At 45.2% G+C, this 17,999-nt stretch carries 3 protein-coding genes; all 3 read left to right on the top strand.

Annotation, left to right across the window (positions count from 1 at the left end; all coding sequences use genetic code 11):
• Positions 1 to 22: 22 nt before the first annotated feature.
• The 3 genes from PL_RS19065 to PL_RS19055 all read left to right on the top strand — a co-directional run bounded on the left by PL_RS19065 (position 23) and on the right by PL_RS19055 (position 17,981).
• Positions 23 to 1,000 (top strand): PorP/SprF family type IX secretion system membrane protein, encoded by a 978-nt coding sequence (locus PL_RS19065; RefSeq protein ID WP_041881669.1) that lies wholly within the window; start codon positions 23 to 25, stop codon positions 998 to 1,000.
• A 72-nt stretch (positions 1,001 to 1,072) separates the two neighbouring features.
• Positions 1,073 to 3,028 (top strand): OmpA family protein, encoded by a 1,956-nt coding sequence (locus PL_RS19060; RefSeq protein WP_348620114.1) that lies wholly within the window; start codon positions 1,073 to 1,075, stop codon positions 3,026 to 3,028.
• A 916-nt stretch (positions 3,029 to 3,944) separates the two neighbouring features.
• Positions 3,945 to 17,981 (top strand): DUF7507 domain-containing protein, encoded by a 14,037-nt coding sequence (locus PL_RS19055; RefSeq protein WP_348620113.1) that lies wholly within the window; start codon positions 3,945 to 3,947, stop codon positions 17,979 to 17,981.
• Positions 17,982 to 17,999: the final 18 nt, after the last annotated feature.

The raw sequence follows: 17,999 nt of genomic DNA, 5'->3' as shown, positions 1-17,999 counted from the left end.
GAATAGAATTAATTATACCCGTATGAAAAGAAGCTTGTTATTATTAGTGTTGGTCTTGAGCCTGCTCCTTCCTGCTAAACTCATCAAAGCTCAGCAGGATGCACAGTTTAGCCAGTATATGTTCAACGGTATTTATATCAACCCGGCTTATGCGGGCTATAAAGAACAATTGAACCTGCATAGTTTTTACCGCAGTCAGTGGACAGGGATCAAAGGCGCTCCCACGACCTTCTCACTGGCCGTGGATGCCAATGCCAACAACGGCAATGTCGGACTTGCTTTGCAGGTATCAGCCGATAAACTCGGCGCCCAGAGTAATCTGGCTGCCTATGCCAATTATGCATACCGACTGAAGATGAATGAAAGCGGCACTTCAAGACTTGCCTTTGGTGTGGGCCTGGGCATGGTGCAATTAGGAATCGACGGCTCGATGTTAGATCCTAATGACAGGGAGCCTGATCAGCCTACGGGAACACAAAATACCGTACTGCCCGATGCCAGGGTCGGGGTATATTATTCAGATGACCGTTTCTTTGCTGGTTTCTCTGCCGATAACCTGATTGCTCAGTACATCAATGTGGACCGTTATGCCTTTATTCCCCAACCTAAACCACATTACTACTTAACCGCAGGTACACTCATTCCACTGGGACAGGATATTTTATTAAAACCTTCCTTCCTGCTTAAGGATGACCGCGGCGGACCAACCAGTTTAGACATCAATGCTTTTGTACTCTTCATGGACAGAATATGGGTAGGTGGTGCTTACCGTACGGGGGTAAAACTCTATAACAAAGATTATCTGCAAAGAGACCTGAGTAACAGAAACTCTGCAGTTGCTGCCATCGAGGTCTTCCCAAGCAAATCCTTAAGAGTAGGTTATGCTTATGACATCTCCATCGGGCCTTTGCAGGGATACAGCAGTGGTACTCATGAAATATCTATCGGCTATTATTTCAATACCAAAAACACCAGAATGAGATCTCCGAGGTATTTCTAGATCAATCATTCAGCCGTATCGAAACATCAATAAATTTATAATTTATCCTAACGCGTCCCATTGATCCATAGCATGAAAACAATCCAGTCAGGTATATTCACCGCCATACTCCTGCTGTCACTGACAGCTAAGGTAAAAGCACAGTACGTCCTCAAAGAGGCCGATACCCAATTTGAATTATTCAATTATAACAAAGCCATAGAATTATATCAAAAGGCTTATCATAAAAAACAAACACTCCATGCTGCACAGCGCCTGGCAGAAACCTATCAGCTCGTAGATAATTACCCGCAGGCCGAAAGCTGGTATGCTATCGCTTCGGCCATGCCTCAAAGCAATCCCGAAAATACTTTGTATTACGCCAAAGCTCTGCAGAACAATGCCAAATACGATGAAGCTAAAACTGCCTATCAGAAATATATCAGTCTGAAACCAGACGTCAGCCCGGCTCAGCAGCAGATCTGGCTGGCCTCCTGCGATTCAGCAAAATACTGGATCAAAAATCCTGTACCAGTAACTCTTTTAAATGAAAAAGGACTTAACAGCACCGGCTCTGACTGGGGTGCAATCACATATAATAAAGGAATCGTTTTCACCTCTGATCGTAATCAGTCCGGAGACACTAAAAAATCAAAACCATTCTTCAAATTTGACGGACCTACCAAATTACCTGATCCCAACAATTACGGATGGACCGGAAATGAATATCTCCGCCTGTATGAAAAAAGTGAAGCCACAGACAGTCTGAAATTCTTTGCCCTTAACGCACAGACCAATTACCATATTGGCGCTGCCAGTTTCACTGCAGATGGGAATACACTGTATTTCACCATGACCAGGATTCCTGAAAAAATTACCCGTAAAAAAGGACAGACCGCAACCATTAACCTGGAAATATACAGCAGTACCAAAGATGCTAACGGTACATGGGGGAAACCAGTACCTTTCAGATACAACCGCGTTAATGAATATTCTGTAGGAGATCCTTCCATTGCTGCCGACGGAAACACCCTGTACTTCGTTTCCAATATGCCTGGTGGAAAAGGGGGAACAGATATTTACAGGACCACTAAAAATTCAGACGGAACCTGGGCTGATGCCGTTAACCTTGCCGCGGTCAACACCAGCGGAAATGAAAGAAACCCCTTCCCTGCTGCCGATGGTAATTTCTATTTCAGCAGTGACGGACTCATCGGTATGGGCGGACTCGATATCTATAAAGCCAGACAAAATGCAGCCGGGTTAGCCAATCCGGTTAACCTGGGGTATCCGGTGAACTCACCTCAGGATGACTTTGCTTATAACATGGATCTCAAAGGTAAAGGCTTTATCGCCTCTAACCGTCCAGGAGGAACCGGCAATGACGACATCTACAGCTTCACTGCTCAAATGATCCTTTACTTCAAGCTCGAAGGAACCGTATACGACCGCAAAACGAACCTGCCACTCAGCGGGGCAATAGTAACCCTCAACAAACAGAATGGCGGAACTTTAACCGCAGTGACCAATAACCAGGGAACTTTCAATTTCAATCTTGATCAAGCTGCTGATTATACCCTCAAAGGCGAAAAAGCAAATTACAGCTCTGATGCAGCAGCACTGACCACCAAAAATCTTAACCAGTCTGAAAACTTGCATAAAGACCTCTTTCTGGAAACTATCGTCCTGAATAAACCAATCAGGATTGAAAATATCTATTATGACTTTGATAAGGCGGACATTCGTCCCGATGCAGCAAGAGAACTTGATAAACTGGTCTCTACACTCAAAACCAATGAAACCATCTGGATTGAGCTCAGCTCTTATACCGATAGCAGAGGACGCGATGAATATAACCAGTGGTTATCTCAGAAAAGAGCTAATTCGGCGGTTAGCTATATCATTTCAAGAGGTATAGACAAAGCCAGGATTACCGCACGAGGATATGGAGAAACTCATTTGATCAACCGCTGTGCAAACGGTGTGAAATGCAGCGATGCCATGCATCAGCTCAACAGAAGAACAGAGTTCAAAGTGGTCAGACAATAAAAACAAACAAATATTTTTCAAGCCCTTCAAATTTTAAATTTGCAGGGCTTTTTTATGCGTAAGAATAAGCTAAAATCTTTTCTCCTTTTTTTAACCACGCTCCTGTTTTCACCGGTTTAATAACAAATACTAAAAATGTATCCGGCTAGAAAGAAGAGCCTTAACAATCGCTTAATAAGCATTGTGTATCAGCGAATATTTTGTACTATTTTTAGTCCTAATTTAACCAACAAGATTGTTTTGAAGAGAATACACTAAACCTGATTGTTTAAGATGGTTTCTTAAAAGGTAAACATGCACAAAATGAACAGTCAAAATATTTTATTTAGATAAAATGTAATAGCATAGCAAAAAACAGCCATAAAATAAATTATCGCCGTGTATCAATAAAGAAAACACATAGACAATTGTATTTGAGCACAATAACGGCATACTTCTTGAAAAGCCGCTAAATAGACTATTATTTTAGACATTATAAAAAACATAAATAGATGTAATTCTCAAAAAGAATACAACTATGTTATTATTTACCTAATCTACCCGTAATTTAAAGACTCAGTTCCTCATCTACCACCTAATCAAAAGCAATAAACAGCATATGCTCATCACATATGCTGGAGTCAACGTAAAATATAACGTTTAAAAAACGCTTAAAGTATGAAAAAAATCTACACTCCACTCATCTTCTCTTTTCAGCAGGTTTGTCTTAAGGATAAATATTACAATCTGACACGATCCTGGGGATAATTCTTTACATAAAGATTTAATCCAGGTCTTCCTGTGAAATTACTATCGCCTGATTTTTAAATCAGGTACTGAAGCTTGCTATCATTTACCCGAAGCCCTATGCCAATATAACTGAGCCATCAGTTTCATATTGGTTAACCAAATATAATACACGTCAAAAGTTTTAAATATGAAACTAATCTACACTCGAATGCTCTCCTTCCCTTTTCTTAAAGTCCGTAATATAACTACGTGCATCAAACAATTCATGTCACCTGATGACTCAGATTGCAAAGATTCTTTTGAAGAAGGACAAAAATATACTAAACGAAAAATTAGTTTTCATACTCAATTGTATACAATTGGGTTTCTTCTATTATTTCTGTTTACAGGTATTCAGGCGAATGCCCAGTTTACCATTACAGAAAACTTTAAAGGAAGTTCAGCCGCCGGTATAACCATTGGCGGGGATGCGGTATTAACTTCAGGAGGTACAGACCCAGCAGGTCAGGGATGGCTCAGGTTAACTCCTGCTGCTTTAACCAAAGCTGGTTTTGCCTATATCAATCAGTCATTCCCTTCAACATTGGGGGTACTGGCAGATTTCGAGTACAAAACCTGGCGTGCTGATAACCCAACATTCGGAGGAGCAGATGGAATTGGTGTATTCCTGTTTGACGCTTCAGTTTCACCTTTTAAATTAGGTCCGAACGGAGGATCTCTGGGTTATACTGCAAACGCAGCCGGCAATGGTTTAAGTGGTGGTTATATTGGTGTGGGTCTGGATGAGTTTGGTAACTTCTCCTCAGGCCAGGGTGGCCCGGGGCAGCGACCAAATGCAGTGGTTTTACGGGGACCGACAACAGCCTTATTAGCTACGTCAAATACTTACCGTGACGGGGCGAACGTAGGTGCAATCGGATATGGTACACTTACGTCAACCAGACCTACCGATGCACAGTTTTACAGAAGGGTTCAGGTAGAAATTACCCCAACAGGTGTTCTTAACACTTATTCAGTTATTGTAAGATGGACTACAACACCAAATGGTACGTTTACCCAGCTCTTTCAATATACATTAACCACAGCAGTAGCAGTTCCGGCAAATCTTAAAATAGGTTTTGCCTCCTCAACAGGCGGTGGATATAACAACCATGAAATCCGAAATTTAATTGTGACCACTCCGGGCGGGGTACGCGTGATGAAATCTGTGGATAAAACCACTGCAAATGTCGGAGATGTACTGACCTATACTATAGATGCAGTCAACCAGACCCCCGCTACTTTAACAGGTTTGAATTTCACAGATGCGCTGTCTCAGTTTCCTCCGGGATTCCAGATTACAAGCGTAACTTTTAATAATAATGGTAACGTTTTAAATACAGCTACCGGATATTCGACTACCAATCTATCTAATATTCCGGTTTCTCTGGGGCCAAATGCCACCGGAACTTTTACAATTGTGGGTAAAATAAACTCCTACCCTACCGGCGGAACCATTACCAATACGGCAAATTTCAATGTCGGAACCTCCGGTATTACCGATCCCGATTTAACCAACAATACTTCTACAGTCACTACAACTGTACTGCAAAATGATCTTTCGATCACTAAAGCAGTTGATAATGCAACCCCAAGAGTAAATACCAATGTTGCCTTTACACTGAGCGTAAAAAATAACGGAACTATTCCGGCAACTGGTGTCAGCGTTACCGATCAGCTACCCAGCGGATATAGTTTTATCTCCAGCAATGGAACCTATAATTCTACCACAGGAGTCTGGACTATTGGTAATCTTGCAGCAGGAGCGACAACTACTCTCACTATTAATGCAAAAGTACTCGGAACCGGCAGCTACGCCAATACAGCAACAGTAACGGCAACAGAATATGATCCGACCCCAGCTAACAACACAGCAACCAATACCCCCGTCCCCATCGCCCCTTACGATCTTGCGATGGTCAAAACGGCCTCACCGACAACAGCCGTTGCCGGACAAACATTAGTTTATATACTTAAATTAACCAATAACGGCCCAAGTCCGATACTCGCTACAGATATTATCAATGTCACAGATAATCTGCCAGCCGGGTTTACAGCCAGTAGCTATACTGCCCAAAACGGGACTTACAACAGCAGTAACGGGAACTGGACAGGATTAACACTGGCCAACGGAGCCAGCAGTACTATAGCGATCTCCGGTACGGTCAGCCCGACAGCAACAACAGCCTTAAGCAATACAGCTACGGTTACTACCCCTGCCGGTATTACCGATCCGGTGCCGGGTAACAATACCTCAACTATCACGACGCCTATGAGCCGTGTGTTAGATCTGGGCGTTACTAAATTTTCCAATCCAACGACAGTAGTTGCCGGCCAGCCATTGACTTATACAATCACACTGACTAATAACGGCCCGTCCAGTTTAGTCGCTGCTGATATCACTAATGTCGCAGAGAATCTACCTGCAGGATTTACAGCTACAACTTATACCCCTGCCAATGGAACCTATACCAGTAATAATGGAAACTGGACCGGTTTAACCTTAGCCAGTGGTCAGTCTACTACTTTAACTATAGCCGGTACCACTTCACCATCAGCTTCGGGTACCTTAAGTAATTCAGTAACGGTAACCACGCCAACCGGCACCACAGATCCTACACCTGTCAACAATACCGCAACCACACTAACTGGTGTAGCCAGACAGATAGACTTTAGCATCACCAAAACAGCCAGCCCTAAACCAGCTGTAGCCGGACAAGCTTTAACCTATACCTTAACCCTGAAAAATAATGGGGTAAGCAGCTTGCTGGCCAGTGACATTGTCAATGTGACCGACAACTTACCAGCCGGATTTACAGCCACCAGCTATACGCCTGCAGCAGGAACTTATACCAGCAGTAACGGGAACTGGACAGGTCTGACTTTAGCCAACGGGCAAACTACAACCTTAGTCATTGCAGGAACTGTTAGCGCTAATACTCCGGCAGGAAACTTAACCAATACAGCAACGGTTAATCCTCCGACAGGTGTAACTGACCCAACGCCGGGTAACAATACAGGAACAGATGTGACAGCCGTAACCAGAGTTATTGATCTGGGTATTGCAAAATCTGCAACCCCAAATCCTGCAGTTACAGGCAATACATTAACTTATACAATTACCTTAACCAACAACGGTCCAAGTACGCTTGCAGCGGCCGATGTTATTCAGGTAATTGATAACTTACCTGCCGGATTTACAGCAACCAGTTATACACCTGCTTCAGGAACTTATACCAGCAGCAATGGTAACTGGACAGGACTGACACTAGCCAGCGGACAAACTACCACACTGGCCATTACCGGTACTGTAGCTGCAAATGCAACCGGTTCACTGAGCAATACAGTTACCGTCACCGTACCAGCGGGCATTACTGATCCAACACCAGGAAACAATACAGCGACGATAACCACTCCAATCAGTCGTGTCATTGATCTGACTGTAGCTAAAACCGCAGCACCAAAACCTGCAATAGCCGGACAACCATTAACCTATACGATTACTTTAAGCAATACCGGCCCGGGTACTTTACTGGCTTCGGACATTGTTACAATTACAGATAATCTGCCTGCAGGATTTACTGCAAATACCTTTACACCAGCTGCAGGTAGCTATAACAGCAGTAACGGGAACTGGACAGGATTAACTTTAACCAATGGTCAAAGTACAACCTTAACAATTACCGGAACTGTAGCTGCTACTGCAAGCGGTTCACTAACCAATACCGTTACTGTTACTCCACCAACAGGAGTGACAGACCCTACACCGACTACAGCAACAGATGTTACCCCAATTAATCGTGTTATAGATTTTGGAGTTAACAAAACTGCAAGCCCTGCTACCGGTATTCCAGGCGAAACTTTAACCTATACCATTACTTTAACCAATAATGGTCCAAGTACACTGGCAGCTGCCGATATCCTGCAGGTAACAGATAATCTGCCTGCCGGATTTACAGCTACTACCTATGCCGCTTCGGCCGGAACCTATACCAGCAACAATGGCAACTGGACAGGCTTAACTTTAGCCAGCGGTCAATCTGCAACCCTGACCATTACCGGCAAGATTGCAACTACAGCAACTGGTTCATTGAGTAACACGGCAACTGTTACACCACCAACAGGCGTAACTGATCCGACACCAGGTAACAATACTTCAACCATTACAACAAATCTGACACCTAAACCAGTATTAAGTATTACCAAACTGGGTGCCGCAGGTTTAACTGCTGGTAATACAGCAACCTATACTTTAAATATTTCCAATACCGGAAGCAGTAATGCTGTTGGTGCCACCATCTCAGATATTATACCAGCAACCCTAAGTAATGTGAGCTGGACAAGTACTGTAGCGGGTGCTGCAACAATCACGACAGGTGGAACTGGTACCGGAAATAACGTTAGCCTGACTGCAAATATCCCTGCGGGTGCTGCTAATACTATATCCATAACGATAACCGGCACAGTCGATCCGGGAGCAACAGGAACAATCAGCAATACAGCCACCGTTACTCCTGCAGAACCGACCGGAACAGGAAGCAACTCAACAGTGAATGCCAATGTCACCAGTACTTCGGGAGTAGTCATTACTAAAACCGGTCCTTCTACTGCAACAGCAGGAAATCAGGTTACTTACCAGCTGGAAATCTCCAACAATGGTCCAAGTAATGCAACAGGTGTACAGATCGCTGATATTGTACCTGCCTCCCTTACCGGTGTAACCTGGACAACCCAGTTAGTAGGTACTGCTGCCATCACTACAGGCGCTACAGGTTCAGGAAACAATGTCAATGTTACTGCAAATGTACCTGCCGGAACTTCCAACAAAGCTGTTGTGGTTATAAAAGGCACTATAAACCCTGCCTTTGCCGGAACAATTACCAATACCGCTACTGCCACTCCTCATGAACCGGGCAGTACACCTGTCAATGCACAGGCGGTTACTACAGTTAAAAAAATACCTGTATTTACCATCACCAAAAGCGGTCCTGCTACAGCAACCGCCGGTAATGCCATAGTTTACACCATCAATGTTAAAAACACAGGTCCTTCAAATAGTTTAAATACACAAATCACAGATGCGGTTCCTGCTGCCGTAACTGGCGTAAGCTGGACAGCGACAGTAACTGGTGGTACTGCGACCATCAATTCCGGAGCGACAGGAACAGGAAATGCTATCGCGGTAGCAGGTGATTTCAGTGCAAACGGTACTGTACAGATTGTAGTTTCAGGGACTATCGCCTCAAATGCATCTGGTACAATCACCAATACAGCAACCGCTACACCAGCAGAATCAGGAACAACTCCTGTTACTTCTACAGCGGTAAACACAGCTTTGAGTTCAAAATCAGGGCTAACTATTGTTAAAAGTGTTACGCCTTCAGTTAACTCAGGAAGCAGCATTACCTATACAGTAACCGTTGGAAATAATGGCCCGAGTGATGCAGTGGCAGCACATGTACAGGATGCCATTCCAGCCAGTATTTTAAATACAGCATGGACTTCAGTTGTTCAGGGTACAGCAACTTTCAACTCTGGTGCTACCGGAACAGGAAACACACTGGATGCGATTATCAATGTACCAGCTGGTGCGGCCAATAAAGTTATTTTCACGATCACAGGAAAATCTGACCCTGCATTCAACGGGTCTATTTCAAATACGGCTTCAGTTACAGCAACTGAACCAGGCAGTCCGTCCCCTACTTCTACAGTAAACACGATAGCCAGCAGAACACCAGTGCTGACAATTACCAAAAACGGCCCTTCATCTATCAATGCAGGAGAAACTATTACTTATACCATCGATGTTACCAATAACAGCCCGTCTGATGCACAGAATCTTGCAATCAGCGATGTTGTACCGGCAACCTTAACCGGTGTCAGCTGGACAGCTACCACTACTGGTAATGCTCAGATTACCGGTCCTCTGACCGGAACAGGCAATACCATCAGTCTGAACGGTAACGTAGCCGCAGGTAGTGCAAATCATATTACCATTGTCATCACTGGTAAAGTAGCAGCCGGGTTCAGCGGTACGCTGACCAATACCGCAACGGCTACTCCTGCTGAAGCAGGAACTTCACCGGTATCGGCCACTGCCACTACTAACGTAACCCGTATACCGGTATTAACGATACAGAAAAATGGCCCGGCCACTCTGAGTGCCGGTCAGGCGATTACCTATACCATTTCTGTTAAAAATATCAGCCAGGCCAATGCCATTGCTTCGGTAATTACGGATGCAATTCCGGCTAGTATCCTGAATCCAACCTGGGTAACCTCAACCACCGGAACAGCTACAGTAACTGCCGGTGCTACAGGAACAGGATCAGCCTTAAGTGTAACTGGTAATCTTGGCGGAAACCCTGCTGATGAAATTCTGATTACGATTTCAGGAACGGTTGATCCGGCTGCGACTGCAAATATCAGTAACAGCGCAACCGTTACTCCTGCCGAACCGGGTACTACTCCTAAAACTGCAGGTCCGGTCATTACAACCATTACCAAAACACCTTCAGTTGCAATTACCAAAACAGGTCCTGCAAATGCAAATGCCGGAGAAACAGTAACCTATATTATTAATGCAGTCAACAACGGTCCTTCAAATGCAACAGCATTAGTGATTACCGATGTGGTGCCTGCAGAACTGACTGGTGTAACCTGGACAGCTGCTCCTTCGGGAACATCGACAGTGGTAACAGCAACAGGAACCGGTAATAATGTAAGTGTAACAGGTAATCTGAATGTCGGCAATGCCAATAAAATACAGATCACTGTTTCTGGTAAACTAAGTGCAGCACAAGCCAATACTGTGTTAGCCAATACAGCTACAGCTACACCTGCTGAACCTGGTATTCCACCGGTACAGTCGAACACCGTCAATACAACAATTGCCAATAAAAATGCATTGACCATTAGTAAAACCGGTCCTTCAACAGTAAATGCCGGGGAAAATGTAGTTTACAATTTAACCATATCCAATAATGGTCCAAGCGATGCACTGGCTGCTGTAATTACCGACCAGGTAACTGCAAACCTAACCAATGTCACCTGGACAGCAACGGTAACAGGAACTGCAACCGTTACCACCCCATCAGGTACCGGAAACGCGGTAAGTGTAACCGGAAATGTACCGGCAGGCGCAGCAAATCATATCAATGTGATGATTTCAGGTAAACTTAATCCTGCTTTCACGGGTACATCAATTGCTAATGCAGCTACAGTAACACCTTCAGAGCCTGGAAATAATCCGGCTACTTCAAACACAGTAACTACCAGTGTAACCAAAACTGCTGATTTACGTATCCTTAAATCAGGTACAGCAACAGCAGTTGCAGGTCAGCCGGTTACCTATACTATCAAAGTCAGCAATACCGGGCCAAGCGATGTGACAGGAGCAAGAGTACAGGATGTTATCCCGGCAAGTATTCTGAATCCGGTATGGACGGTAACCACTTCGGGAACTGCCGGAGCCAATTTATTGAATGGTGCAGGAAATGTAGATTTACTGGCAGATTTAAAAGCCAATGGTCTGGATGCACTGGATATAACCATTAACGGTACGCTGGATCCTTTATTTAATTCAAATGCTTCAGTTACCAATACAGCGACCATTACCCCACCAGCCGGAGTTACAGACCCTACTCCTGGTACAAGTACAGCGACCACAACCACATCTGCTTCGGCAAATGTCAGAATTGTAAAATCAGGTCCTGCCAACGTAGGTGCTGGTGAACCGATACAATACGAACTTCGTATTACCAATGCCGGCCCAAGTACTGCAATAGGAACTGTGATTACTGATAATCTGCCAGCTGGTGTTTTAAGTCCGCAATGGACAGCAACAGCATCCGGAGGCGCTACAGTATCCGCGGCCAGTGGTGTTGGTAATGTGAGTCTGACCGCTGATATCCCTTCTTCAACCGGTACAGTAATCGTCATGATATCAGGCACAGTAGATCCTGCTTTAACGAATGGGTCATCTATGCCGAATACCGCTACTGCGAACAGCACAATTCCTGATCCTGAAAGCACAAATAATACAGCAACCTCACCAACAACAATTACTAATGATCCTGATTTCAGAGTATCCAAATCAGGACCAGCAACTGCAAATGTGGGTGATCCGATCAGCTATAAAATAGTTGTGACCAACTCTGGTTCAGGTAATATTACCGGCGCACAGATTACGGATAATGTTCCGACCAGCGTACGTGTTACTGACTGGACAGCTACAGCGCTTTACAATGCAAAAATCGGCGGTGTACCAAATGCAGTTGTAACAGGAAATACCAATTCGATCAGCATTCCATCAGCGGATATAGATGCAGGTACATCCAATTCAATTGAAATCATAGTTAACGGATTTGTAGAAACAACCGCACTTCCTGTATTTACCAATACGGTAACGGTTGTTGCTGGTGCTACCCATGGAAGTTCCGTAACTACTGCGGTAAACAGATCTACCGATCTGCGTATCGAAAAACAAGGTCCGCAGACTATAGCTGCAGGTGAGAATATCACTTATAACATCAAAGTATTCAATAATGGTACTGTTGATGCTACCGGACTGACTGTAAATGATGTCGTTCCTGCAAGTGTAACAGTAAATAACTGGACTGCATCTGCTGTCGGAACTGCAACAGTACAAACAGGCTTATCGGGTACTACAAATACCATACAGACTACAGGCACTATACCTGCCGGAGACAACAGCAATTATATCCTGATTACTGTTAATGGAAAAGTACCTTCAAATACGCTTCCATCATCAATAAACAACGTAGCAAGTATTACGCTACCTGCTGGTTTAATTGACTATAATCTGGCTAATAATACCTCAACTGCTACCACTGTCGTTACGAATAATCCTACGCTGCTGGTATCGAAAAGCGGTCCTCAGACAGCCGTTGCCGGTGAGCAGATACATTATGTGATCCAGGTAGCCAATAACGGACCAAGTGATGCACTGGCTGTTAATATTACCGATGCCATACCTGCCCAGTTACTCAATTACACCTGGACAGCTACAAGTGCTGGTGCTGCCACTATTACTTCTAGCCCTACTACAGGAACTACAAATCCTGCAGTTACTGCAAATATACCGCAGGGCCCGGCCAATATCATTACTATTAATGTTACCGGAACGGTAGACCCTGCCTTTACGGGTACATTTACCAATACTGCCCAGGCACAAATAGGTGCAAATCCGGCAGTAGTTTCACCAACAGTAAGTACTGTGGTCAGCAAAGTTACTGCGCTGAATGTTCGTAAATCGGGCCCGGCATCTACCAGTCCTGGTCTGCCGATCACCTATACGATTGAGGTAACCAATGCAGGACCAAGTAATGCAGCTGCAGCAGCAATTACTGATGCTATCCCAGCTGTTTTACAAAATGTTCAATGGACTGCTACCGCACAAAACGGGGCGTCTGTTACTTCCGGTGCTTCGGGAACAGGTAATGCGCTGAACGTTGTTGCTGCAATCCCGGGATCAGTTAATGCCAGGGTATTGATTACTATAACAGGTAATATTCCATCATCAGCAACAGCTGCACTGGTGAATTCAGCAACAGCTACTGAACCGGGTAACCCGGCAGTAGTTTCCAATGAAGTGACTACTACCTTAACAAGAACTCCAGGTTTAAAACTGGTAAAATCCGGTCCTGCCACAGCAGCCAGCGGAGAGAAAATCACTTATACCCTGAGCCTGACCAACACCGGTCCATCTGATGCTGCAGGTACAGCTATTACCGATGTGGTTTCCCCTGCGCTGCAAAATGTGCAGTGGACAGCAACAAGCAGTGGTGGTGCCATCATCAACTCTGGTGCTACAGGAACTGGTAACCAGGTCGCTGCAAATGTTGATGTCCCTGTGGGTGGTACAGTGAATGTGACCATTACAGGTGACATTGAACCGACCTATAACAACAGCTTAACCAACACCGCAACGGCTACGCCTGCTGAACCAGGTATCCCACCGGTTACCTCTACAGTCACAACCGTGGTTAAACCTGTAGTCAACCTGAACATCACCAAATCTGGTCCGGCTACCCTGCTTGCCGGTGAACAGATCAATTACCAGATCCGTGTCACCAACAGCGGACCAAGTACCGCACTCAATGCGGCTATTGATGACATCGTTCAGGCTGACATTACTAATGTGCAGTGGTCGGTAACTCAGACCGGAAATGCTGGGATTACAGGGGCCAGTTCAGGCACTTCAAATACCATAGCCACCAAGGCCAACTTAACTGCTGCCCCGGGTGATGCCATCATCATTACAGTCAATGGAATTGTTGCCCCTTCATTTAGCGGAACCATTACCAATACAGCAAAAGTTACAGCCGTTGAAGATCCGGCAAACCCGAAAACTTCTACTCCGGTAGTCACTACTGTCAGCAGAAAACCGGTCATCAAAATTGTTAAAACAGGTCCTGCAACCTTAACCGCAGGCGCCGATATCAATTACCTGATCACGGTCAATAACCAGGGAACAGGTGATGCACTGAATCTGGCTATTGCCGATGTCGTACCTGCTGCCATTACCAATGTCAGCTGGACGGCTACCACCACTGGTACTGCGACTCTGACGACTCCGGCAACGGGAACAGGCAATATCAGTTTAACAGCCAACCTGCCCGCTGGAAACGGAAATACCATTACCATCAGCGTAACGGGTAAAGTCCCTTCCAACAATAATGTCTCGCCACTGGTTAACACAGCAACAGCAACACCTGCTGAACCTGGAGTAATACCGGTAACCTCTACGGTAAGCACAGCAGTCAGCAGAATCCCGGTTATTGAAATCACCAAATCCGGTCCTGCAAATGCTGCCGCTGGTACCAATGTAGACTATATAATTACCGCGGTCAATACCAGCATCAGTGATGCAGTAGGTACCCTGATTACTGATAATGTCCCTGCAGCGCTGACTGGGGTTACCTGGACAGCAACTCCTGCCGGTACTGCAACCATTGTCAGCGGAGCTACAGGAAATACCAACAATGTAAACGTTACAGTCAACATGCCGGCTGGAAACGCCAACACGGTAACCATCAGGGTCACAGGATTCCTCCCTGCAGGAGCTACAGCGAATCTGCAGAACACCGCAACCGCTACACCAATCGAACCGGGGACTAACCCACAGACAACTCCGCCGGTAGATACCAAAGTCGATGTAGTGACAGATCTGGCGGTAACCAATACCGTCAACCAGACACTGCAAAAAGTAGGACAACCGGTAACCTTTACCGTTCAGGTAACCAACAACGGGCCTAGTAATGCATCGGGCGTGAAAGTCACTGATCTGCTGCCGGCAGGTTATACCATCACCAGCCAGTCTGCAACCTCTGGCACCTATGATCCTGCTTCAGGATTATGGACGATCGGTAACCTGGCCAATGGCGCAGTTACAACCTTAACCATACAGGCGAACCTGGTGGTAGGTGGTCCTTATCAGACTACAGCTGTCGTTTCTGGTACAGAAACCGATCCCCTGTTAACCAATAATACCGCTACAGCTGGCGTAAATGCAGTTAATAGTGATCCGGTGGCCAACCCTGATACAGCGACCCTGCTCGAAGATCAGACCCTGACGGTAACGGCGGCAAATGGGCTGCTCGCCAATGATACAGATGTAGATAATGATGTATTAAAAGTCAGCAAATTTACCATCGCAGGAATCACAGGTGATCAATCAACTGGCACTCCGGTACTGATCCCTGGTAAAGGTACTATCACCATCAATGCTGATGGCGGATATACTTTTGTCCCTGCTAAAGATTACAACGGAACTGTTCCGCTAATTACTTATACTGCTATCGATGGAAAAGGTGGTTCAGCGACAAGTACTTTAACACTCACTATCACTCCGGTCAATGATGCACCATCATTTGTCAAAGGTGCGGATCAGGTGCTGTTACAATATACTGGAGCACAAACGGTTCCAGGATGGGCCACTGCAATCAGTGCAGGACCTGCGGATGAAGCAGCTCAGAAGCTGAACTTCATCGTGACCAATGCCAATAACGCCCTGTTCACCACCCAGCCCGCAATTGCACCTGATGGTACACTCACCTTCACGCCTGCTTTTGGAGCAACAGGTACAGTCATTGTAACGGTCATTCTCAAAGATGATGGCGGAACAGCTAACGGAGGAATAGACCAGTCTGCACCACAAACTTTCACCATTACCTTAACCCCTGGAAAACCTGCAATGTCACTGACTAAAGTGGCCAATAATACAGGATCCAAAACCGGTGATGTCATTAACTATACACTGGTCGTGAAAAACACAGGTGATGTAACCTTAAGCAATATTGTGGTGACCGATCCGGGTGCTGATCCTGGAAGTATCACCCCGGCTAACATTACCACTTTAATCCCTGGTGCAAGTGCTACAGTAACCGCTAAACATACTTTAGTACAAAAAGATGTGGATGCAGGTACCTTCAGCAATCAGGCAGGTGCCAAAGGTGCGGATCCTTCAGGTAATCCGGTGGATAAACCAAAATCTGATGACCCGAATACTCCGGCCACAGATGATCCTACGGTAATTCAAATTACTCCGGCTCCATCAATGACCCTGACTAAAGTAGCCAACAATACTGGCGCTAAAACTGGTGATGTGATCAACTATACTCTGGTGGTAACCAACACAGGTAATGTAACCTTAAGCAACGTGGTTGTAAGTGATCCGGGAGCTGATGCAGGAAGTATCACTCCGGCAACTATTCCAACTATTGCTCCTGGTGCTAATGTAACTGTAACGGCTAAACATACGTTAACACAAACAGATGTGGATGCAGGTACCTTCAGCAATCAGGCAGGTGCCAAAGGTACAGATCCAACAGGCAACCCGGTTACCAAACCGAAATCTGATGACCCGAATACTCCGGCTGTGGATGATCCTACTGTAGTAGTTATCGGTGCAAAACCTGCAGTTACTTTAGTTAAAACTGGAGTTATCAGTACCAATGGCAATAGTATCACTTACACATTTGTTATTCAGAATACCGGTAACGTGACTTATAACAAAGTGTTATTAAATGATGCCAAATTAGGTATCAGTAACCTGGCAGTATCAATAGGCACAGGACTGGCTCCGGGAGCTTCTGTAACAGTAACCCAGGTTTACACCTTAACACAGGCAGATAAAAATGCAGGAAATGTAACCAATACGGCTACAGTAACAGCAACAGCAACCGGAGGAGCAACTGCAACAGATATTTCCGGTACTGCTGCCAACAATGATACACCGACAGTAACACCTATTACACCTGCCGGCGGATTAACATTAGTGAAAACAGCAGTGTTCAAGGATAATAAGATTACCTACACCTTTACCGTGAAAAACACAGGTAATGTGACCCTGAACCCGGTTACTTTCAGTGATGCGAAACTCGGTATCAGTAACAGAACAATTAACGTGGGCACAGGTCTTGCACCCGGAGCTACAGCTACAGCGACTGAAGTATATACCTTAACCCAGGCAGATAAAGATGCTGGTCAGGTAACCAATACAGCAATTGCCAAAGCAAAAGCACCGGCTGGAAATGAGGTCACCGCAACATCCGGTACTGATGAATCCAACAATAACCCTACGGTTATCGTAGTGCCTAAATCACCGGTGGCAGTAGATGACAAAGCAGAAGCCAAAGCCAACACCACCATTGTCATTGACATCCTGGCCAATGATAATCCAGGTAATTCAAGCTTTGACAAAGGAAGTGTAGTGATTATCACGCCTCCTTTACATGGTAAAGTCACCGTGAACAGTGATGGTACTGTGTCTTATACACCAGATCCCGGGTATACTGGAAATGATAATTTTACCTACCAGGTGAAAGATAGCTACGGCTATCTGACCAATGTTGCTTCGGTAGCCATCACCATGAACTTCTTTGAAGTCAAGATCCCTAACCTGTTCACGCCAAACGGAGATGGTACAAATGATGTCTTTGAAATCAGAGGACTCAACCAGTATGGAGATAATGAACTAAGCATTGTCAACAGATGGGGTAATGAAGTATACAGACAGAAAAACTACCAGAACACCTGGACTGGGGAAGGATTAAATGAAGGTACTTATTACTACCTGCTGCGTGTCAAACCTAAAGGAGCAAATGCGGAATGGCAGGTCTTTAAAGGATATATCACCTTGATCCGGGCTTTCAAAAAATAATAGCTGACAGCCCGGACT

The sequence above is a fragment of the Pedobacter lusitanus genome (assembly GCF_040026395.1).
In the GTDB taxonomy this organism is placed as follows: Bacteria; Bacteroidota; Bacteroidia; order Sphingobacteriales; family Sphingobacteriaceae; genus Pedobacter; species Pedobacter lusitanus.
The sequence above is the reverse complement of the archived record's forward strand: the minus strand, read 5'-3'. Positions and strand labels throughout refer to the sequence as shown.